Source organism: Filomicrobium insigne (assembly GCF_900104305.1).
Taxonomy (GTDB): Bacteria; Pseudomonadota; Alphaproteobacteria; order Rhizobiales; family Hyphomicrobiaceae; genus Filomicrobium; species Filomicrobium insigne.
The window spans coordinates 511,615-531,907 of the sequence record NZ_FNJC01000003.1; the positions used below are offsets into that span (position 1 = coordinate 511,615).

20 protein-coding genes are annotated in these 20,293 nt (G+C 57.2%); 18 read left to right on the top strand and 2 right to left on the bottom strand.

What is annotated here, in order from left to right:
* Positions 1-221: 221 nt before the first annotated feature.
* The 3 genes from dapA to BLS30_RS12520 all read left to right on the top strand — a co-directional run bounded on the left by dapA (position 222) and on the right by BLS30_RS12520 (position 2,241).
* Positions 222-1,112 (top strand): 4-hydroxy-tetrahydrodipicolinate synthase, encoded by an 891-nt coding sequence (gene dapA, locus BLS30_RS12510; protein WP_046478853.1) that lies wholly within the window; start codon positions 222-224, stop codon positions 1,110-1,112.
* Positions 1,113-1,199: 87 nt separating this feature from the next.
* Positions 1,200-1,676, top strand: coding sequence for an SsrA-binding protein SmpB (gene smpB, locus BLS30_RS12515; RefSeq protein ID WP_046478852.1), 477 nt, complete (start codon positions 1,200-1,202; stop codon positions 1,674-1,676).
* 4 nt (positions 1,677-1,680) lie between these two features.
* Positions 1,681-2,241, top strand: coding sequence for a peroxiredoxin (locus BLS30_RS12520; protein WP_090229159.1), 561 nt, complete (start codon positions 1,681-1,683; stop codon positions 2,239-2,241).
* Here BLS30_RS12520 and BLS30_RS12525 read toward each other — a convergent pair.
* Complete coding sequence (locus BLS30_RS12525; protein WP_210184033.1) at positions 2,204-2,896, bottom strand: uracil-DNA glycosylase; 693 nt, start codon at positions 2,894-2,896, stop codon at positions 2,204-2,206. The two genes, BLS30_RS12520 and BLS30_RS12525, sit on opposite strands and share 38 nt — an antisense overlap.
* Before the next feature lie 42 nt (positions 2,897-2,938).
* Positions 2,939-3,571 carry a LabA-like NYN domain-containing protein gene (locus BLS30_RS12530; protein WP_046478850.1) on the bottom strand — a complete coding sequence of 211 codons (633 nt, stop codon included), beginning with the start codon at positions 3,569-3,571 and terminating at the stop codon, positions 2,939-2,941.
* Positions 3,572-4,180: 609 nt separating this feature from the next.
* Between BLS30_RS12530 and rpoZ the strand changes: the two genes are divergently transcribed.
* The 15 genes from rpoZ (at position 4,181) to BLS30_RS12605 (ending at position 20,288) form a co-directional block, all read left to right on the top strand.
* On the top strand, positions 4,181-4,606 hold the full coding sequence (rpoZ, locus tag BLS30_RS12535) for a DNA-directed RNA polymerase subunit omega (protein ID WP_046478849.1): 426 nt from the start codon (positions 4,181-4,183) through the stop codon (positions 4,604-4,606).
* A 249-nt stretch (positions 4,607-4,855) separates the two neighbouring features.
* On the top strand, positions 4,856-7,099 hold the full coding sequence (locus BLS30_RS12540) for a RelA/SpoT family protein (RefSeq protein WP_090229161.1): 2,244 nt from the start codon (positions 4,856-4,858) through the stop codon (positions 7,097-7,099).
* A 58-nt stretch (positions 7,100-7,157) separates the two neighbouring features.
* On the top strand, positions 7,158-7,784 hold the full coding sequence (locus BLS30_RS12545; protein WP_090229164.1) for a DUF2062 domain-containing protein: 627 nt from the start codon (positions 7,158-7,160) through the stop codon (positions 7,782-7,784).
* Positions 7,781-8,578 carry a pyridoxine 5'-phosphate synthase gene (locus tag BLS30_RS12550; RefSeq protein WP_090229166.1) on the top strand — a complete coding sequence of 266 codons (798 nt, stop codon included), beginning with the start codon at positions 7,781-7,783 and terminating at the stop codon, positions 8,576-8,578. The genes BLS30_RS12545 and BLS30_RS12550 overlap by 4 nt, the downstream gene beginning before the upstream one ends.
* A 332-nt stretch (positions 8,579-8,910) precedes the next feature.
* The gene (lepB, locus tag BLS30_RS12555) at positions 8,911-9,681 is read left to right on the top strand and encodes a signal peptidase I (RefSeq protein ID WP_046478841.1); all 771 of its coding nucleotides are present in this window, start codon (positions 8,911-8,913) and stop codon (positions 9,679-9,681) included.
* 10 nt (positions 9,682-9,691) lie between these two features.
* On the top strand, positions 9,692-10,429 hold the full coding sequence (rnc, locus tag BLS30_RS12560; RefSeq protein ID WP_244466771.1) for a ribonuclease III: 738 nt from the start codon (positions 9,692-9,694) through the stop codon (positions 10,427-10,429).
* Positions 10,422-11,348 carry a GTPase Era gene (gene era, locus BLS30_RS12565; RefSeq protein WP_046478838.1) on the top strand — a complete coding sequence of 309 codons (927 nt, stop codon included), beginning with the start codon at positions 10,422-10,424 and terminating at the stop codon, positions 11,346-11,348. The genes rnc and era overlap by 8 nt, the downstream gene beginning before the upstream one ends.
* A 181-nt stretch (positions 11,349-11,529) precedes the next feature.
* The gene (gene nuoG / locus BLS30_RS12570) at positions 11,530-13,683 is read left to right on the top strand and encodes an NADH-quinone oxidoreductase subunit NuoG (RefSeq protein ID WP_046478836.1); all 2,154 of its coding nucleotides are present in this window, start codon (positions 11,530-11,532) and stop codon (positions 13,681-13,683) included.
* Positions 13,680-14,747 (top strand): NADH-quinone oxidoreductase subunit NuoH, encoded by a 1,068-nt coding sequence (gene nuoH / locus BLS30_RS12575; protein WP_090229170.1) that lies wholly within the window; start codon positions 13,680-13,682, stop codon positions 14,745-14,747. Before nuoG ends, nuoH begins: the two co-directional genes overlap by 4 nt.
* A gap of 167 nt (positions 14,748-14,914) precedes the next feature.
* Positions 14,915-15,403 carry an NADH-quinone oxidoreductase subunit NuoI gene (gene nuoI, locus BLS30_RS12580; protein ID WP_046478833.1) on the top strand — a complete coding sequence of 163 codons (489 nt, stop codon included), beginning with the start codon at positions 14,915-14,917 and terminating at the stop codon, positions 15,401-15,403.
* Complete coding sequence (locus BLS30_RS12585) at positions 15,378-15,725, top strand: hypothetical protein (protein ID WP_090229173.1); 348 nt, start codon at positions 15,378-15,380, stop codon at positions 15,723-15,725. The genes nuoI and BLS30_RS12585 overlap by 26 nt, the downstream gene beginning before the upstream one ends.
* 63 nt (positions 15,726-15,788) lie before the next feature.
* The gene (locus tag BLS30_RS12590) at positions 15,789-16,433 is read left to right on the top strand and encodes an NADH-quinone oxidoreductase subunit J (protein ID WP_090229175.1); all 645 of its coding nucleotides are present in this window, start codon (positions 15,789-15,791) and stop codon (positions 16,431-16,433) included.
* 54 nt (positions 16,434-16,487) lie between these two features.
* Positions 16,488-16,796, top strand: coding sequence for an NADH-quinone oxidoreductase subunit NuoK (gene nuoK / locus BLS30_RS12595; protein ID WP_046478828.1), 309 nt, complete (start codon positions 16,488-16,490; stop codon positions 16,794-16,796).
* 28 nt (positions 16,797-16,824) lie between these two features.
* The gene (gene nuoL / locus BLS30_RS12600; RefSeq protein ID WP_090229178.1) at positions 16,825-18,786 is read left to right on the top strand and encodes an NADH-quinone oxidoreductase subunit L; all 1,962 of its coding nucleotides are present in this window, start codon (positions 16,825-16,827) and stop codon (positions 18,784-18,786) included.
* A 2-nt stretch (positions 18,787-18,788) separates the two neighbouring features.
* On the top strand, positions 18,789-20,288 hold the full coding sequence (locus tag BLS30_RS12605; protein WP_046480530.1) for an NADH-quinone oxidoreductase subunit M: 1,500 nt from the start codon (positions 18,789-18,791) through the stop codon (positions 20,286-20,288).
* The last annotated feature ends 5 nt before the right edge of the window (positions 20,289-20,293 follow it).

Genomic DNA, 20,293 nt, shown 5'->3' on the forward strand with positions numbered 1-20,293 from the left:
CTCGGCGGTCGAATCAACTCGCGCCAGCACAAGCGTGCGCGTTTGCCTGGACCCTAACAAGCGAGTCAATCCCGTTCAAGGATTGTGCTGCCGGCCGCGTGCCCTGACTGTCAGCGTCATGGCGAAAGCAGACAGCAATTGCCGGCACCGGTAAGCTGAAATCTATTTGGTCAACACGAATTAAAAACGTGCCATTTTGGCAACGGGGAAAGACGGTCACGATGTTCAAGGGCTCCTATACTGCGCTGATTACGCCGTTCCGTGACGGTGCACTCGACGAAGATGCATTTGTTCGCATCGTAGAGTGGCAGATTGAAGAAGGTACACATGGTTTGGTGCCGGTCGGCACGACAGGTGAAAGCCCCACCTTATCTCACGACGAGCACAAGCGTGTCGTCGAGCTGACAGTAGCCACCGCACGAGGTCGTGTGCCTGTCATCGCTGGAGCTGGCTCGAATTCCACGAAAGAGGCCGTTGAGTTCACGAAGCATGCGAAGTCTGTAGGCGCGAGCGCCGCTCTTGTTGTCACCCCGTATTACAATAAGCCGACACAAGAAGGTCTCTATCAGCACTACAAGGCGATCAGCGACGCCGTAGACCTGCCGATCATTATTTACAACATTCCGGGCCGCTCCGTGATCGATATGTCTGTCGCGACGATGCGCCGGTGCTTTGAGTTGCCCAACGTTGTCGGCGTCAAGGATGCAACGGCGAATCTCGCACGCGTCTCTCAGCAACGTGCGGCCATGGGGCCTGAGTTCAATCAGCTCTCGGGTGAAGACGCGACGGCACTTGGCTTTATGGCGCACGGTGGACAAGGCTGCATCTCGGTTGCCTCGAACGTTGCGCCAAGACTCTGCGCGGAGTTCCAGAACGCCTGCCTGAAGGGCGATTATGCGACCGCGCTGGGATTGCAGGATCGTTTGATGCCGCTGCACGATGTGCTGTTCCTTGAAACAAACCCATCACCGGTTAAATATGCTCTCTGGCGGATTGGGATGTGCACGCCCGACACTCGGCTTCCCCTTGTTCCGCTCACAGAAGCCACAAAGCAGGCAGTGGATAACGCGCTCGTCAAAGTCGGACTCCTGCGCGCCAAGGCTGCCGAGTAAAATCGCAAGATACGCGACGCACGATAGGTGAGCGCTACGGCTTCCGAGACGTAGCGCCAAACCACATTAAGTCACGAGAGGTCCGTCATGGCGGCCAAAAAAGATGCCGGCCGCCGGGTCATCGCCGAAAACCGGAAGGCGCGCTACGAATTCGCGATCGGCGAAACATATGAAGCTGGGATCGTCTTGACGGGCACCGAGGTCAAATCCCTGCGCAAAGGCCAAGCGAATATCGCTGAAAGTTATGCAGCCATCGAGGATGGGGGCGTTTGGCTCATCAATGCCAACATCCCCGAGTACTTATCCGCGGGCAACTTCTTCCAGCACGAGCCGCGCCGGAAACGCCGCTTGCTCATGCACAAGAAGGAGATCCACAAGCTATGGATCGCGAGCTCGCGCCAGGGCATGACGATCGTTCCATTGGAACTCTATTTCAATCCGCGCGGTCTCGCCAAAGTTCGTCTCGCCGTAGCGCAAGGTAAGAAGCTGCACGATAAGCGAGAGGACGCGGCAAAGCGCGATTGGAATCGGGAAAAAGCGCGATTGCTGCGTGATAAGGGGTGAAACCATGGCCGAGCCGTGGCCATATCCCGCACCGTTGGACGATGGGGCCGCCGACCACCTGCGGGTGGGGCTGAAGCTTCCCGAAATTCCCCTGTACGCAACATCGGGCGATCGTATTGCGTTGGCAAATTTGCCAGGCCGTTCGATCGTGTTCGCTTATCCATGGACGGGGCAACCGGGTATGCCCAACCCTCCGGGATGGGATGACATTCCCGGTGCCCATGGATCAACGCCCGAGGCAGAAGGGTTCGCCGCGCTATATCCGCGCCTTCGCGAGATGGAAATTTCCGTATATGGCCTGAGTACCCAAGACACAGACTGCCAAGCCGAATTCGCAGAACGGATCGGGCTGCCCTTTCCGTTGCTGAGCGATGCAGAATTTGCCTTCGCCCGAGCGCTTAAGCTCCCCACCTTCAAAGCGGGAGATACGAGCTATCTAGTGCGGTTGACGTTGATCATCGCAGATGGATGCATTGAGCACGTGGACTATCCCGTGCATCCTCCCCACACCCATGCGCATGAGGTGTTCAAGCGCGTGGCGGCATCTGGTCAAGCTCACGCCTGATCGCATCAAATACAGCGTGGAACATTTCCGTCGTCAGCCTGCCGGTGTTGGTGTTGTAACGGGAGCAGTGAAAGCTGTCGAAGAGAAGTCGCCCTCCACCGAGTTCGTGGCGCGCGCCATGCCCAAACTTGAACGCTGATTTGCGCAACGCTAGCGCTGAAAGCGTTTGATCATGTGCGATGCGCCCAAGCGCCAAGATAACGGAGAGGTTGGGAAGCGTTTCCATACGCGCGCTAAAGAACTGACGACAGGTGGAAATCTCCACGCCGGTAGGTTTGTTCTCAGGGGGAACACACCGCACTGCATTCGTGATCATGCAATCGCGAAGCTCAAGCCCATCGTCTGGTCGAGCTTGATAGCTCCCTTCCGCAAAGCCGAAATCCAGAAGCGTCGCGTAGAGCAAATCACCGGCGTAATCACCGGTGAAGGGACGTCCCGTACGATTGGCGCCACCGCGTCCCGGCGCCAATCCCACGATCAATAAGCGAGCTGTTTCTTCGCCGAACGAGCCGACCGCCCCGTTATACCAACCGGGTTCAGCGCGTTTGTTTTCATTACGGTAGGCAACAAGGCGCGGGCACAAGGCGCAATCATGTGGCGGTTCCGGCGTAATTTGCTTGGGAACCGCCCGTTCTTCCGTCGTACCAAGCCGCACGTTTCGTGCCCCCTACCAAGATGGGGGCAATCAAAGCCCCTCTTAAACTTCCTCTTCCGACAGATCGTCGTCTTCATACGGAACAGGGTCATTCTCGCCGCGATAACCGCCGTGTGGCGCGGCCCGTTCACGTTGGGGTCCGCGTCCGGCGTCGCGGCCGATGAGAGCTTCGAGTTCCGCCAGATCAATGAACTGATCCGACTGCCGGCGCAACTCGTCGGCGACCATGGGAGGCTGCGTTTGCAACGTGGAGACGACACTAACACGCCGCCCCATCTGCTGAAGGGCAGCCACGAGGCAACGGAAGTCACCGTCACCAGAGAAGAGAACGATGTGATCAAGGTGCTCGGCAAGACGCATGGCGTCAACCGTCAGCTCGATATCCATGTTGCCTTTAACTTTGCGGCGTCCAGTCGCGTCCGTGAATTCCTTGGTGGGCTTCGTCACCATCGTAAAGCCGTTGTAATCGAGCCAATCTATCAACGGGCGAATGGACGAATACTCCTGATCTTCCGCCAGCGCCGTATAATAAAGCGCGCGAACAAGATGCCCCTTCTGCCGGAAGTGAGCGAGTAGCCGCTTGTAATCAATATCAAAACCGAGCGCCTTCGATGTTGCGTAGAGGTTCGCACCATCGATAAACAGAGCAACACGCTCGTTCGGGTAAAAGAACATTCGGATTTCCTTGCTGTGCGTCAGCGGCTCAAATCAGGAGGCGCGACGAAAATCATGTGTAGTTGGGGTAGTTCATCGAAGTCTGGCATGCCTATAATAATATCAAAGGCATACGTGGGGAGCCTACAAAGCTAAGGTGCCAACTTTTTGATGAACAGCGTGCATAACAGATATGTATTGAGAGGCAAAGAATATTCACCGCCAAGAACTCTAGGGTTTTGTGGCGAAACGTCGCGCCATGCAGGTAAGTTCCCCGTAACACACCAAGGAAAGTAAAAAAAAATCATATTGCTTCTCCCCACGTCGTCAATTTCGACGAAAGGAGTGGAATATGAGGTATGCAGCATTAGAAAAACGCCAGCCTTTGTTCGGGCGAGTATTTGGAAGGCGGGAAAATCGTCTGGGATATACTTGAGCATATAACGAGTAGAAGTTGGTGCAACCAGGGCTATAGCCATAGCCCGCAGCTTGCGCGATTACCAAAATGCGTTAGACTAAATTGATAACAGCGCCGCAGCGCCTCCAATCGATGTGGAATTGCATTATTCCGCACGTGTTGAAGTGCGTCGTGGCGAGTAGCTATTTCTAGCTCCGAAAGGTTTTTGACGAATGGCACGCGTCACCGTTGAGGATTGCGTCGATAAAATCCCTAACCGCTTTGAGCTTGTCTTGCTCGCGGCTCACCGCGCTCGCAACATTTCGGGCGGCAGCTCGATTACGATTGATCCCGATAACGACAAGAATCCGGTTATCGCACTTCGTGAAATTGCGGAAGAAACGATTCCTCCCGAGGACATGCGCGAAGGTCTTATCCACACGTTGCAGCGTAACGTGGAAGTCGACGAACCCGAAGCCGGCGCGGCACCGGTGCTCGCAGTTGAGCGACGCGCGCCAATGTTGGGTCGCGATGATCAATCGAGCGACAACGTCGTTGATGTTTTGACGGAAGAGCAGCTTCTGCGCGGGCTTGAGACCATGACCCCTATGGAGCCATCAGCCTCCGGCGGCAATGGGCCTCGTGATCGCGGCCGTTAAGCTGCAGGCTCGGCATGAGCGTCCCAGCTTGTCCCAAGCCTTGATAGGATCGTAACCCATTGACGAGACAGGGGCGGCGCAGCATGTGTCGCCCCTATTCCTGTCTGCGCTGCTAGATGCTATGCCGCCTAGTTGAATTCTGAGCGCCCCGCGCGAGTTGGCGTCAAGGCCGGATGCGCGACCGCACCGCTGTTGTAATGTGTAGCCCTTGACCTTCCCCGAGGACTGCGATTGGGAGCACGCCTTTCGATGATGCGCCAGTATGAGCTGGTTGAACGCGTAACGAAATATGATCCTGGCGCAGATGAGGTTCTCCTGAACCGGGCCTATGTCTATGCCATGAAGGCGCACGGTCACCAAAAGCGTGCCTCCGGCGACCCTTATTTTTCACATCCTCTCGAAGTTGCGGCGATCTTGACCGATCTCCATTTGGATAGCGCGACCATTACCACGGCGCTGCTACACGACGTGATCGAAGATACCGATGCAACGCGCGCGGAAATCGATCAGCTGTTCGGGGCAGAAATCGGGGCTTTGGTCGATGGACTGACCAAGATCAAGCGGCTCGACCTCGTCTCGAAGCAGGCGGAGCAGGCGGAGAATTTCCGCAAGCTCTTGATTGCAATCTCAAGTGATATCCGCGTCCTACTCGTTAAGCTTGCGGATCGTCTCCACAACATGCGCACGCTGGAATACATGAAGCCGGCAAGCCGACAGCGCATCTCGGAGGAGACACTCGAGGTTTACGCGCCGCTGGCCGGACGGATGGGTATGCAGGCCATGCGTGAGGAACTTGAGGACCTCTCGTTTCGCTGGCTCTATCCGGAAGCGTATGAAACGGTCGTTCACAAACTGGTTGATATTCACGAGAAAAATGAAGGGCTTGTCGAAGAAATCCGTATAGCGCTTGAAGCTAAGCTTTCAGACGTTGGAATACAGGCTGCCGTACACGGTCGGGAAAAGAAGCCCTATTCGATTTGGCGCAAGATGCAGAACAAGCAGATCGGATTGGAGCAACTCTCCGATATCTACGGTTTTCGCATCATCGTCGAAAACATTGCCGACTGTTATCGCGTGCTCGGGGTCGCTCACACGACATGGCGAACCGTTCCCGGCCGGTTCAAGGACTACATCTCAACGCCCAAACAGAACGGCTACCAATCGATCCACACGACCATTGTAGGGCCGCGTCATCAGCGCGTTGAGCTGCAGATCCGGACGAAGGAAATGCACGATGTGGCCGAATACGGGGTTGCCGCGCACACCTTCTACAAAGAACCGACAAATGGGGCCTCAGGCAACGGTAGCTCAACGGTGCTCAATCCCGACAGCGGCCCGTATCACTGGCTGCGTAGATTGGTCGACACTCTGCTGGAGGGGTCAAATCCCGTTGAGTTCTTAGAGCATACCAAGCTGGAATTGTTCCAGGATCAGGTCTTCTGCTTCTCGCCAAAAGGGCGCCTCATTGCGCTGCCCCACGGAGCGACACCCCTCGATTTTGCCTATGCTGTCCATACGGATATCGGCAATGCCGCGGTTGGGGCGTACATTAACGGTCGGCATATGCCTATCGACACCCAGCTCCGCAATGGCGACGAAGTCGAGATTTTAACGTCGAAGACGCACACCCCTCCGGCTGCCTGGGAGCATTTTGCCGTTACGGGTAGAGCCAGAAGTGCAATTCGCCGCGCAGCCCGCGATACGATGCGGCGGCAGTACACGGAACTTGGGCGCCGGCTCGTAACCTCTGCCCTTCAGGCTCAAAGCGAAAGCTACTCTGACGATCGGCTCAAAGGTGCGCTTCCGCGCATCGCCGGCGGGAAAACGGTGGAAGACGTGCTCGCTGGCGTGGCACGCAATGAAATTGCGGTCGACGAGGTTGTGCGAGCCATTCTCCCAGATGCCAACTTGCCGGCGCTGGCGAAATCGCCGCGCGCGAAAGCCCGCCGGCACCAGCCCTCGAACCAAGAAGGATGGTTCAATCTTTCCAAGGTGATGGGCCTGAAATTTCGTGTCGGGCAAGAGATCGAAGAAGGAATGTCGCTGCCTGGCAGCATCCCCTTGCGGGGGCTCAAGAGCGATATTCCTGTGACATTTGAGGATGGAGGCGCTGTCCCCGGTGATCGCATCGTCGGTGTGTTGACGCCAGGGGAGGGAATCCGCATCTTCCAGATCCACTCGCCACGCTTGAAGGCGTACGAGCATGAACGTTGGATCGACGTCACATGGGATATCAATCGTGACCAGCCAGAGCGCTTTCCAGCCCGCATCGCAGTCACCGCCCTTAATGAGCCTGGAACTTTAGCCCAGATCGCCCATGTAATTGGCGAAGCTAGCGGCAACATCGACCAAGTCAGAATGGTTGGTCGAGGCCCTGACTTCACCAAAATGCTCATAGAGGTGGAAGTGTGGGATCTGGAACATTTGAATATGATTTTGTCAGGTTTGAAGTCGCAAAGCGTTGTCAGCCATGCAGACCGCGTGTTTGATTGAGCTGAGGGAAGTAGGCATGTGCGGCATCGTCAAGACCACAGGTCGGGGGGCCTGATAGATGATCTTCAAGCGGCGTACGCCGCCAACCTTCCTTGAGCGGGTGCGGGTTCTTGTGTGGCCGCGGCATACCTGGGAAAGATCACTAAAGTACATCGCCTTGCGGCTGATGCGCGTGCGCGCGACACCTCACCAGTTGGCGCTGGGCTTTGCCGTGGGTGTTTTCGCTGCGATTACGCCGTTGGTCGGCATTCAGATGCTGATCGCGGGGGTAATCACCCTGGCTCTGCGGGCGAGCTTCACGGCAGCAATGCTTGGCACGTTTTTCGGAAATCCGCTGACGTGGGCTATCGTTTGGCCTGCAACTTATGCAACAGGCAGTTTTTTGCTTGGAATACCGGCAGCAACCAAGACAGCCGACCTTGCGCAGCAGCTTAGCCTCTTCTGGGATACCGTCTGGCAGTTGTCTCCCGAGATGATCCTCGCCGCATTAGGATTGGCGTGGCCCTATATGAAGCCGATGCTAATTGGCACATTGCCCGTCGGCGCTGTTATCGCCACTGTTTGCTATATCTTCTGTAAGCGTGCGGCGCTCGCGCATCAACAACGTCGCCGCAGATTGTCGCCGCAAGGCAGCGGGTATCCGCTCGGCGATCTGCTGGCGACGTATGATCCGGAATACTCATGAGTAACCGCTTGGCCAAGCCTTTGCGCCTAGGCGTGAATATTGATCATGTCGCGACCATTCGTAATGCACGGGGTGGTCGTCACCCGGACCCATTGCGCGCCGCGCACATCGCCGTCGAAGCGGGTGCCGATGGTATTACGGCACATCTTCGTGAAGACCGGCGGCATATTTCCGATTCGGATATCGCGCGCCTGAAGGCCGAGCTGACGCGCCCACTCAATCTCGAAATGGCTGCGACCGATGAGATGCTGGCGATCGCGCTACGCCATATTCCCAACGCCTGCTGCATCGTACCCGAGCGGCGGGAAGAGCGCACAACCGAGGGCGGGCTTGACGTAATTGCCGGAGGAGACCAGTTGCGGCGTATTGTGGAAGAGCTGAAGGCTGCGGGAATTCGTGTGTCGCTTTTTGTTGAGCCGGATGAACGCGCCATTGCCGCGTCCGCGAAAATCGGCGCTGACATCGTCGAGCTCCACACAGGCGCGTATTGCGAAAAGGCGTTGGAAGACAACGCTAAGGCACTCGCCGGAGAACTAAACCGGATCACCCAGGCAACAGCCATGGCCGCTGACTCCGGACTTGAGGTTCATGCAGGGCACGGGCTGACCTACAACACGGTTAAAGCGATTGCGGCGCTGCCCGAGGTTGTCGAGCTGAATATTGGTCACTTTTTGGTGGGCGAGGCAATCTTTGGCGGGCTGAATGCGGCTGTCAGGCATATGCGCGAATTGATGAATGAGGCGCGCCGCGAAAGCGAAGCCCGCGCGCGGCGTATGGCAGATCAGCTATCGTGAGCCATATCTTAGCCAAAGAGTCTAAATCCATAGTTCAGAAAGACATTTCGCCGCGTGACAACCTACGTGCTCGCGCAAACAGAACCCTCAGCGATAGTGCCCAATTAAATATGAGCTACGTGAGCCTTTGCCTAAACCGGTAATGCTCCAGCACCTCGATTCCGCATTGGCGCTACTAGAAAAGTCCGCACTTGGACAAGCTGCTCGTTTGCAGCGGTCACCATAAGTGGCTATAGCGGGCCAATAGTTAAAACCCATCCGGCTTACGCAAGCTGCCGGTTGATAAAGACCTTGAATGAGTCGCCCGAAAAGTCGGCGGTGGAGATCAACCGATGAGCCTGGATACGAACGCAAGCAGGAGTCGCGCTAACGGATGGTGGGAAACCATCAAGATCGTGATTCAGGCCCTCGCCATCGCCATGATCGTGCGAGTGTTTTTCTATCAGCCCTTCAACATCCCTTCAGGATCTATGAAGGACACGTTGCTGGTTGGTGACTACTTGTTCGTATCTAAGCTGTCTTATGGCTACAGCCGCTATTCGTTTCCGTTGAGCCTTGACCTCTTCGATGGTCGCATTTTTGGCGCTGAGCCACATCGCGGCGACGTCGTTGTTTTCAAACTCCCGCGCGATAACTCGACCGATTACATCAAGCGCGTCATAGGCTTGCCGGGCGATGAGATTGTCGTGCGCGGCGGTATACTCTTCATCAACGGCGATGAAGTGAAGCGAACACCTGCCGGAACGTTCAAGACATACGAGGACGGAGGTGTCACGGAGACAATTCCCCGGTATCGGGAAACGCTCCCCAATGGTGTCTCCTATGATGTTCTGGACGCCGAGCCCAATGGCCCGTTCGATAATGTGGGCCCCTATAAGGTGCCCGCGGGCCACTATTTTATGATGGGCGACAACCGCGACAACTCCACTGACAGCCGCGCGCTTTGGGGTGTTGGGTATGTTCCCTACGAAAACCTGATAGGACGTGCCGAGATCATTTTCTTCTCCGCAGCTGTGGATGAGCCGGGGGCGTTTAATCTGCTCACCCCGTGGACTTGGCCGTTTGACATTCGTTGGACGCGTTTTTTCAAACTTGTCCGTTGATAGGGCTCGAATGCTGGCCTACTTAACTGGCCGCATGATCAAAAAGAACAAAGACCTGAAGGCGCTTGAAACGGCGCTGGGCTATAAATTTAAGTCGCATGATTTGCTGCGCTGCGCGTTGACGCACTCAAGTGCGCGCAGCGTGGACGCCGATACCGACGATAACGAACGCCTCGAATTTATTGGAGATCGAGTGCTCGGGCTGGTGATGGCCGAATTGCTCGGCGAAACGATGCCGACCGCCCGCGAGGGCGATCTTGCACGCCGATTCAATCAACTCGTACGCCGTGAAACCTGCGCCACCGTAGCGCGACAGATAAATCTCGGACGCTACCTTATTCTTTCTCCGAGCGAATCCGACAATGGCGGGCGTGACAAGGACACGATTTTGGCCGATGCCATGGAAGCCCTGCTTGCTGCAATTTTTCTCGACGGTGGCTTTCCTAAGGCCCGCGCGACCGTGCGCAGCCTATGGGAGCCACAGTGCCGTCAACCATCATGTAGCGACCAGGACGCGAAGTCTGCACTTCAGGAGTGGGCACAAGGCCGCGGAATGCCGTTGCCGCGCTATGTGGAGATTTCTCGGACCGGCCCCGATCACGCACCCGTTTTCATAGCGGAAGTACAAATCGACGGCACTGAGCCGGGCCGTGGCGAAGGCCCATCCAAGCGCGCAGCCGAACAGGCTGCGGCGAGTTCTGTTTTGCAGCGCGAAGGCGTGCGGCGGGTAACCAATGACAATGCCTAATTCAGAAGCTGCCACGCCGGGAGGCACCAAGTGTGGCTTTGTTGCCATTATCGGCGCGACGAATGCTGGAAAGTCGACCCTCGTAAACGCCCTCGTGGGAGCCAAAGTCACGATCGTCAGCCACAAGGTTCAGACGACCCGGGCTCCCATTCGTGGCATTGCGATATCGGGCCCGAGCCAACTTATCTTCATCGATACTCCGGGAATTTTCCGGCCGCGACGACGGCTCGATCGGGCCATGGTTGATGCCGCATGGAGTGGGGCGGGCGAGGCAGATATCGTTGCTTTGATCGTTGATGCCGCACGGGGATTGGAGGAAAGCGTCGACGCGATTGTCGGTAGGCTGGCGGATATCTCGCTACCGCGCATCCTAATCCTCAACAAGGTCGACAGGGTCGCCAACAAGGCGACATTGCTTGATCTTGCGGCCAAGTTGTCCGCGCGCGTTCCGTTCGAGCGGGTTTTCATGATCTCGGCCCTAAATACCGATGGTGTCGAGGATTTGAAGACCTGGTTGGCCGCAGCGGCGCCTGAAGGGCCTTGGCACTATCCCGAAGAAGATATTTCGGACGCGCCCATGCGTTTGTTGGCGGCCGAAATCACACGCGAGCGCATATATCACTGGCTCCACGAGGAATTACCGTACGCGATTACGGTGGAGACGACGAGTTGGAAGGAACTGCGCGATAAATCTGTTCGTATCGAACAGACGATCTTTGTCGGGCGCGCCAGTCAGAAGAGCATCGTGCTGGGCAAAGGCGGACAGACGATCAAGCAGATTTCATCGCAGGCACGTCAGGAAATCCAAGGGATACTTGAGACGAAAGTTCATCTGTTCCTGTTCGTCAAGGTCCGCGAAGGATGGGAGGGCGATCCTGAACGCTATCGTGAAATGGGGCTCAATTTCCCAAAAGATTGATCGACCTTTGGGCTTTGCGGCAATGTCGCTTGCGCTTGTGGGGTTCTAGCGGTTACAGGAGTGCCGACGATCCGGTCAGCATGTCACTCTTTCCATAGCGTCGTTCACGCGTTACCAGGAAACATCACTTTGTGAGCCTGGCTGTCGACGACGCCGGAAGCGGTTCTGCGCGGGAGAACCAATGTCCAAGAAGCTCATCATCGACGACACTGAAATCGAGGTTGAAGACGGTATCACGCTGCTTCAGGCCTGCGAGCAGGCGGGCGCCGAGATTCCGCGGTTTTGCTACCACGAACGATTGTCCATTGCCGGCAACTGCCGCATGTGCCTCGTCGAGGTCAAAGGCGCGCCAAAGCCCATAGCCTCATGCGCGCAGACCGTGAACGAACTGCGCCCCAATCCAGACGGTTCGCCGAACGTCATTCTCACCAAGAGCGCGCTTGTTAAGAAAGCGCGCGAGGGTGTGATGGAATTTCTGCTGATCAACCACCCGCTTGATTGCCCAATCTGCGATCAGGGCGGCGAGTGCGACTTGCAGGACCAGGCGATGGCCTATGGGGTCGGCGGTTCGCGCTACGTTGAGAACAAGCGCGCTGTTGAAGAAAAGTACCTCGGCCCGCTGATCCGCACGTTCATGACCCGCTGCATTCATTGCACGCGCTGTGTGCGCTTCATGACTGAGGTTGCCGGCGTCGACGAATTGGGTCTCATCGGACGCGGTGAAGACGCGGAGATAACGACCTACCTTGAGCACGGAATGCTCTCTGAGCTCTCCGCCAACGTCAACGATCTGTGCCCTGTGGGTGCACTCACCCATCGCCCGTGGTCCAACACGGCGCGGCCATGGGAGCTGCGGAAAACCGAAACGATCGACGTCATGGACGCCGTCGGTTCCAACATCAGGGTCGATTCGCGCGGGCCGGAAGTCATGCGCATTCTTCCACGGAACAACGATTCAGTGAATGAGGAGTGGATCTCGGATAAGACGCGTCACGTCTGGGACGGCCTCAAGACACAGCGGCTTGACCAGCCCTACGTCCGCCGTGGCGGCAAACTGCGTCCTGCGACGTGGGAAGAGGCGCTGGGGGTAGTGACGCAGAAATTAGCTCAGACGGAAGCCTCCCGGATCGGCGTTATCGCAGGCGATCTGTGTGGCGCCGAGGAGATGTTCGCACTCAAATCCTTGATGGATCGCATGGGTGTGGCCAACGTTGATTGCCGCGCAGCCCACGAAGCATTTGATCCCTCGCTTCCGCGCTCAAGCTATCTGTTCAACACGACAATCGAGGGCATCGACGACGCCGACGCGATCCTCCTCGTGGGAACGAACCCGCGTCTGGAAGCCCCGATTCTCAACGCGCGTATTCGCAAGCGCTATCTAAAGGGCGGTTGTGAGATTGCTCTCGTTGGGGCTCAGGTGCCCCTGACATATCGCTACGAACATCTGGGAACAGGGCCTGCCGCGCTTTCTGAGCTGGCCGATGGAAAACATGCCTTCGCAGAAATTCTGAGCAAGGCGAAGGCGCCAATGGTGATCGTTGGAGCCGGAGCCTATCGGCGGTTTGACGGCGAAGCGGTCATGGCTCTTGCTGCACGCATCGCACGAGCCGCAGGAAAAGACAAAGCTGCCGACTGGCGCGTGTTCAACGTGCTTCATACTGCCGCCGCACGCGTTGCAGGCCTGGACCTTGGGTTCGTGCCTGGCAAAGGCGGCCTTGATACGGCCGGCATGCTCGAATTTGCCAAGCATGACGGGCTTGAAGTGCTCTATCTGCTGGGTGCTGACGAATTCGATATGCCGCCGCCTGACGATGTGTTCGTCATCTACCAAGGCAGCCATGGTGACGCGGGCGCACACCGCGCGGACGTGATCCTTCCCGGCTCCGCTTACACAGAAAAAAGCGCCACTTACGCGAACACCGAAGGACGCGTGCAGTTGGGGCTCAAAGCGGTCTTTGCCCCGGGGGAAGCCAAGGAGGACTGGGCGATCTTACGGGCGCTGTCGGCGCAGCTCGGTCATACCCTGCCCTTCGATAATCTGACCGAGTTGCGCGCTGCCATGTACAAGCAGGCCCCTCAACTTCAGCGTATTGACGACGTCACCCCGGCTACGGAAGATCCCTGTTCGGCACTCATCGCACGAGAGGGCAAAGTGAGTGATACGCCGTTTGCCGAGGTGATTTCCGACTTCTACCTCACCAATCCCATCGCGCGCGCATCCCGTGTCATGGCCCAGTTAAGCGCGTTGAAAGCCGCCGCGGCAACCGACGCCCGCGTGACGCCGTTCGGTACGGACGAAGCGTCCGTCCAATACCAGATGAGCCCAGAGGCATGACGCAGGAAACCATAGACACGCTTTGGACCTACGGAATCTGGCTGCTGACGGTCATCGGCTTCAGCCTCCTGATGATCGTCGGCCTGCTGCTAATCATCGCTTATTTGCTGCTGATGGATCGTAAGGTCTGGGCTGCCGTGCAAATGCGCAAGGGACCCAACGTCGTCGGGCCCTTCGGACTATTCCAATCGTTCGCCGACCTTCTGAAGTTCGTTTTCAAGGAGCCTGTGATTCCGGCGGGAGCCGATAAAGGCGTGTTTCTCGCCGCGCCGGTCGCCACGGCAACTCTTGCACTCACTGCTTGGGCCGTAATCCCAGTGAGTGAAAACGATTGGGGGCGCTGGGTAATCGCCGATCTCAATGTCGGGGTTCTCTACCTGTTGGCAATCTCATCCCTCGGTGTCTACGGCATTATCATGGGCGGTTGGGCATCGAACTCGAAATACCCGTTTATGGGATCCCTGCGCTCAGCCGCGCAGATGGTTTCCTACGAAGTCTCCATCGGCCTCGTCATTGTCACCGTGCTGCTTTGCGCCGGTTCACTGAACCTTACGGAAATCGTGAATGCACAGCAGGAGGGGCTCGGTACCGGCATAGGTTTGCCGAATTCGTTCCTCGACTGGTACTGGCTGCCCTTGCTGCCGATGTTCGTAGTGTTTTTCATCTCGGCCCTGGCCGAGACGAACAGGCCGCCCTTTGATCTACCAGAAGCTGAATCTGAACTCGTGGCAGGCTTCATGGTCGAATACTCTTCGACCCCCTATCTATTGTTTATGCTCGGCGAGTACGTGGCCATCACCACCATGTGCGCCTTGACTACGATCCTGTTTCTGGGCGGTTGGCTGCCGCCGATCGATGTTGCGCCCTTCAACTGGATCCCTGGGTTCTTTTGGTTCCTCCTGAAGGTCGTGGCGGTGTTCTTCATGTTCGCCATGGTCAAGGCGATGGTTCCACGATACCGCTACGACCAGCTCATGCGCCTGGGGTGGAAGGTATTCCTGCCGTTGTCGCTCCTGATGGTCGTCGTGGTTGCCGGCGTCCTCCAATACGGCGGGTTCGTGTGAATGCGCACAGCCGGACAACCGGTTGGAGTAATGACGGGATTACGGCTCTCTAAGGGCTGGCCTTATTGATGACGCTCAGGTATGTCCTGGGCCCGATTGTTACGGCATATTCGCGGCGGACCCCCGCCCGTTATGCGGTTCGACGATACCTGGAGGCGAATTAAAATATGGCGATCGCCCAAGCAGTCAGGTCGATGTTCCTCACCGAGTTCGTCTCGGCGTTCTTTCTCGCCATGCGCTACTTCTTCATGCCGAAGAAGACGGTGAACTACCCGTTCGAAAAGGGGCCACTCAGCCCAAGATTTCGCGGGGAGCATGCGCTGCGGCGTTATCCGAATGGCCAGGAGCGGTGCATTGCCTGCAAATTGTGCGAAGCAATTTGCCCGGCCTTGGCGATTACCATTGAGGCTGGGCCCCGGCGCAATGACGGCACACGCCGCACGACGCGCTACGACATCGATATGACGAAGTGCATCTATTGTGGTCTTTGCCAGGAGGCTTGCCCGGTCGAGGCTATCGTGGAAGGGCCAAATTTTGAATTTGCCACCGAAACCCGAGAGGAGCTGTTCTATGACAAGGAACGCCTCCTTGATAACGGCGATCGTTGGGAGAGGGAGATAGCAAAGAACATTGGGCTCGACGCTAAATTCCGGTGAGGGCTGGGGCGAGCTTCTCAAGGTCCTGAGTGACGAGGAACTCGACCAGTACGCCGCTATGGCCATGGATCAGGTGCGACAGGAGCGCCGTTGGGCCTGGGCCCAGTTATTCCTGCTCGCGACCTCCGTCGCACTGACGGTCTGGCTTGTGTGGCGTGCCGCGCGGCAGGGGCCGGACATGTCGACGCTCTACGCGTCGGTGGCAGCGGTCGGATTGCTCTATTGGCCTTGGCGCAGCGCCAAAATTCGACGGCTGTGGCAAGGCCACTGTGCGGCAGTGAAACAGGAGATGGCGCGTCGCCGCCAGGGCGATGCGAACTGAACAAGCGAACGGACCGTCGGGTCGGAGGTCCATCAGGGACGACGAAAAGCACGCGGGATCGAAATGACGTTGATTGCCTTCTTCTTCTATGTGTTCGCTGTCCTATGCATCGCGTCGGCGGCAATGGTCATCATCGCGCGCAATCCGGTTCACGCGGTGTTGTTCTTGATCTTGGCATTCTTCAATGCAGCGGGACTTTTCGTGCTGCTCGGTGCCGAGTTCCTGGCGATGCTGCTTGTCATCGTCTACGTCGGCGCTGTGGCAGTGTTGTTCCTGTTCGTCGTTATGATGCTTGACGTCGATTTCGCCGAGCTGAAGGCGGGTTTCATCAAGAATGCCCCTGTGGGCGCCGTCGTCGGCGGCATTGTCCTGGTGGAGCTGGCGTTATTGTTCATTGTCCACGGGTTCGATCTTGGCACCGCAGGAAAGCTGCAGGCTGCAACGCCGCCAATAGAATCAGGGATCGCGAATACCGAGGCATTGGGCCGGCTCATCTACACCAAGTACGTCTACTTCTTTCAGGCTTCTGGTCTCATTTTGCTCGTCGCGATGATCGGCGCAATCGTACTGACGCTGCGCCACAAGGAAGGCGTGAAACGCCAATCGATTGCTGCTCAGGTCGCACGTAATCCAGCTACGGCCGTTGAAGTCGTGAAGGTTCCGTCCGGCAGCGCCATCGTTCCTTCTAGCCAAGGACAGAATTCATGATTGAGCCGCACTTCATCAGGCCCCGCCATGTGCGCGGGTTGAGGGGGAATTGAGATGGATATCGGCATCGGGCATTACCTGACGGTTGCCGCGTGTTTATTCACGCTCGGCATCTTTGGAATCTTCCTCAACCGCAAGAACGTCATCGTCATTTTGATGTCGGTCGAGCTGATGCTCCTGGCGGTCAACGTCAACCTGGTCGCGTTTTCTCATTTCTTAGGTGATCTGGTCGGCCAGGTGTTCGCTCTGTTCGTCCTGACCGTGGCGGCGGCCGAAAGTGCCATCGGCCTTGCCATCATCGTCGTCTACTTCCGCAATCGCGGCTCCATCGCCGTCGAAGACATCAACATGATGAAGGGCTAGCAGCCCGCGCTGCTAGGAGCCGGCCTCCATGATTTATCTTGCCATCGTCTTTCTGCCGATTGTTGGCGCGCTGATTGCCGGGCTATTTGGGCGCTTTATCGGAGCGCGGGCCTCGGAATTCATCACGACCGGCTTGCTCATCATCGCCACCGTTCTCTCGTGGGTTGCTTTTGTGCGCGTTGGCTTCGATGCCGAGACGGCCCGCGTCCCGGTTATGCGATGGATCACCTCCGGTGAACTCGACATCGCGTGGTCGTTACGCATCGATACCTTGACGGCCGTCATGCTGGTTGTGGTGACGACTGTGTCTGCACTCGTGCATGTTTACTCCATCGGCTATATGCACGAAGATCCTAGCCGCTCTCGCTTCTTCGCTTACCTGTCGCTCTTTACCTTCGCGATGCTCATGCTCGTGACCAGCGACAACCTGCTTCAGATGTTCTTTGGCTGGGAAGGCGTTGGCCTCGCCTCGTACTTGCTGATTGGGTTTTGGTACACGAAGCCGGAAGCGAATGCCGCCGCTATCAAGGCTTTTGTCGTGAACCGTGTCGGCGACTTCGGTTTCATGCTTGGCATGTTCGGCTTGTTCTTCGTCTTCAACACGCTGAACTTCGATCCGCTGTTTGAAGCGACCGCGCAGGCCGCCGGCAAATCGTTCAACTTCCTCGGGTACGAGGTCGATATTCTGACGACGCTGTGCCTGCTGCTGTTCATGGGAGCCATGGGTAAGTCGGCGCAGTTCCTGCTGCACACCTGGCTGCCGGACGCGATGGAAGGCCCAACTCCAGTTTCCGCCCTGATCCACGCAGCAACGATGGTAACCGCCGGTGTCTTCATGGTCGCCCGGCTATCACCCATTTTCGAGTATGCACCCACTGCGCTCGAGGTCGTGACGCTGGTTGGGACCGTTACCGCATTCTTCGCAGCTACCGTCGGCCTCGTTCAAAACGATATCAAGCGGGTCATCGCTTATTCGACGTGTTCTCAGCTGGGCTACATGTTTGCAGCCTTGGGCGTCGGGGCCTATAGCGTCGGCATCTTCCACCTGTTCACCCATGCTTTCTTCAAAGCTTTGCTCTTCCTCGGAGCCGGGTCCGTGATCCACGCAATGCATCACGAGCAGGACATGCGGAACATGGGTGGCCTCGCCGGCAAAATTCCCATCACCTGGGCAATGATGCTGATCGGCACGCTGGCTTTGACCGGTGTTGGTATTCCGCATGTGGCTGGGTTCGCAGGCTTCCACTCAAAGGATGCCATCATCGAGGCAACCTTCGCCGCGCACACGCCTGGCAACTTCGTCTTCTGGGTGCTCGTGTTCACGGCCTTCCTGACCGCGTTCTACTCGTGGCGGCTCGTCTTTATGACATTCCACGGCAAAACGCGCGCCGCGCCTGACGTCTTCAAGCATGCCCACGAAAGCCCTTGGGTCATGCTCGTGCCGTTGTTCGTTTTGGCCTTTGGTGCCGTTGTCGCAGGCTTTGTGTTCGCGCCCTACTTCATCGGGGAAAGCTACGCTGAGTTCTGGGGCAAGGCGCTTTTCACCGCTCCCTCAAATCACATTCTTCACGACATGCATCACGTCGAAGAGTGGGTCTACTGGGCACCGTTCCTGGCCATGGCTTCAGGCTTTGCGCTGTCATGGATCTTCTACGTCCAGGCTCCCTGGCTGCCCGAAGCGACGGCACGCACATTCCGCCCGATCTACCTGTTCCTGCTGAATAAGTGGTACTTCGACGAACTCTATAACTGGCTGTTTGTCAGGAGCGCCAAAGGTCTGGGCCGCTTCCTTTGGAAGGCGGGCGATGGCGCCGTCATTGATGGCACCATCAATGGCACGGCCGACAGCGTGCAATGGACAACGGGACGCGTCGTCAAACTGCAAAGCGGCTACATCTATCACTATGCGTTCGCCATGCTGATCGGCGTCGCGCTGATCCTGACCTACTTCCTGCGCAGCCTCGTGATGACAGGTGGAGCTGGCCAATGAATCTGACCACTACGCCGATCCTATCGATCATCACCTTCCTGCCGCTGCTTGGCGTTTTATGCATCGCATTCTTGCCAAGCACACCGGCGGGCGATCGCAATGCCCGTTGGATCGCGCTTTACGCGACGCTGTTCACCTTCGTTATATCATTGTTGATCTGGCTCAACTTCGATCCAACGACGGCTGATTTCCAGTTCGTGGAAGAGCACGCGTGGCTCGGGCCCCTGCGCTACAAGATGGGTGTCGACGGTATTTCGATGCTGTTCGTCATCCTGACGACGTTCCTGATGCCGCTGTGCATTCTGGCGAGCTGGGAATCCGTCAACCACCGCGTCAAGGAATACATGATCGCGTTCCTGGTGCTTGAGACGTTGATGATCGGCGTCTTCTGCGCGCTGGATCTGATCCTGTTCTACCTGTTCTTCGAAGCCGGTCTCATCCCGATGTTCCTCATCATCGGCATCTGGGGCGGTAAGCGGCGCATCTACGCGAGTTTCAAGTTCTTCCTCTATACGTTGCTGGGCTCAGTGCTCATGCTGATCGCCATGCTGGCGATGTACTGGCAGGCCGGGACCACCGATATCCCGACCCTGATGCAGACAGAGTTCCCACGCGACATGCAGTGGTGGTTGTGGTTGGCGTTCTTCGCCTCGTTCGCGGTGAAGATGCCGATGTGGCCGGTCCACACCTGGTTGCCGGATGCGCACGTTGAAGCCCCGACTGCGGGTTCGGTCATCCTGGCGGCCATTCTGCTGAAGATGGGTGGCTACGGCTTCTTGCGCTTCTCGCTGCCGATGTTCCCGCTGGCAAGCCATGAGCTGGCTCCGCTCATCTTCGTCTTGTCCGTGACGGCCATCATCTACACGTCGCTCGTGGCACTCGCGCAGGAAGACATCAAGAAGCTCATCGCCTACTCCTCAGTGGCGCATATGGGCTTCGTGACCATGGGCATCTTCACGTTCACGCATCAGGGAATCGATGGCGCCATCTTCCAGATGCTCTCGCACGGCATTGTTTCGGCAGCGCTCTTCCTCTGCGTTGGCATCATCTACGACCGAATGCACACGCGCGAAATCGCAGCATACGGTGGACTTGCCGCGCGTATGCCCATCTACGCATTCTGCTTTATGGTCTTCACTATGGCCAACGTCGGTTTGCCGGGGACCTCTGGGTTCATTGGCGAATTCTTGACCATGCTCGGGGCGTTTCAAGCCAATACGTGGGTGGCGTTCCTTGCGGCGACGGGCATCATTCTGTCGGCGGGCTATGCGCTTTACCTCTACCGTCGTGTCGTGTTCGGGCCGCTCGAAAAGCAGTCGCTGATGAACATTGCGGATATGAAACCGCGTGAGATCGCCATCATTGCTCCGTTGGTCATCCTGACGATCTTCTTCGGCTTCTATCCGGCGCCACTGCTCGATGTTATGGCGGTGTCGGTGAAGAATCTCGTGATGAACTATCAAGCTGCTATCGGCCAGGCCGCAGCGGTCGCCGCGCAATAAGGGAA

Bases quoted from the DNA above. Each gene is read 5' to 3' on its own strand.
- dapA (WP_046478853.1), top strand. From the start codon at position 222: ATGTTCAAGGGCTCCTATACTGCGCTGATTACGCCGTTCCGTGACGGT.
- smpB (WP_046478852.1), top strand. From the start codon at position 1,200: ATGGCGGCCAAAAAAGATGCCGGCCGCCGGGTCATCGCCGAAAACCGG.
- BLS30_RS12520 (WP_090229159.1), top strand. From the start codon at position 1,681: ATGGCCGAGCCGTGGCCATATCCCGCACCGTTGGACGATGGGGCCGCC.
- BLS30_RS12530 (WP_046478850.1), bottom strand. From the start codon at position 3,571: ATGTTCTTTTACCCGAACGAGCGTGTTGCTCTGTTTATCGATGGTGCG.
- rpoZ (WP_046478849.1), top strand. From the start codon at position 4,181: ATGGCACGCGTCACCGTTGAGGATTGCGTCGATAAAATCCCTAACCGC.
- BLS30_RS12540 (WP_090229161.1), top strand. From the start codon at position 4,856: ATGATGCGCCAGTATGAGCTGGTTGAACGCGTAACGAAATATGATCCT.
- BLS30_RS12545 (WP_090229164.1), top strand. From the start codon at position 7,158: ATGATCTTCAAGCGGCGTACGCCGCCAACCTTCCTTGAGCGGGTGCGG.
- BLS30_RS12550 (WP_090229166.1), top strand. From the start codon at position 7,781: ATGAGTAACCGCTTGGCCAAGCCTTTGCGCCTAGGCGTGAATATTGAT.
- lepB (WP_046478841.1), top strand. From the start codon at position 8,911: ATGAGCCTGGATACGAACGCAAGCAGGAGTCGCGCTAACGGATGGTGG.
- rnc (WP_244466771.1), top strand. From the start codon at position 9,692: ATGCTGGCCTACTTAACTGGCCGCATGATCAAAAAGAACAAAGACCTG.
- era (WP_046478838.1), top strand. From the start codon at position 10,422: ATGCCTAATTCAGAAGCTGCCACGCCGGGAGGCACCAAGTGTGGCTTT.
- nuoG (WP_046478836.1), top strand. From the start codon at position 11,530: ATGTCCAAGAAGCTCATCATCGACGACACTGAAATCGAGGTTGAAGAC.
- nuoH (WP_090229170.1), top strand. From the start codon at position 13,680: ATGACGCAGGAAACCATAGACACGCTTTGGACCTACGGAATCTGGCTG.
- nuoI (WP_046478833.1), top strand. From the start codon at position 14,915: ATGGCGATCGCCCAAGCAGTCAGGTCGATGTTCCTCACCGAGTTCGTC.
- BLS30_RS12590 (WP_090229175.1), top strand. From the start codon at position 15,789: ATGACGTTGATTGCCTTCTTCTTCTATGTGTTCGCTGTCCTATGCATC.
- nuoK (WP_046478828.1), top strand. From the start codon at position 16,488: ATGGATATCGGCATCGGGCATTACCTGACGGTTGCCGCGTGTTTATTC.
- nuoL (WP_090229178.1), top strand. From the start codon at position 16,825: ATGATTTATCTTGCCATCGTCTTTCTGCCGATTGTTGGCGCGCTGATT.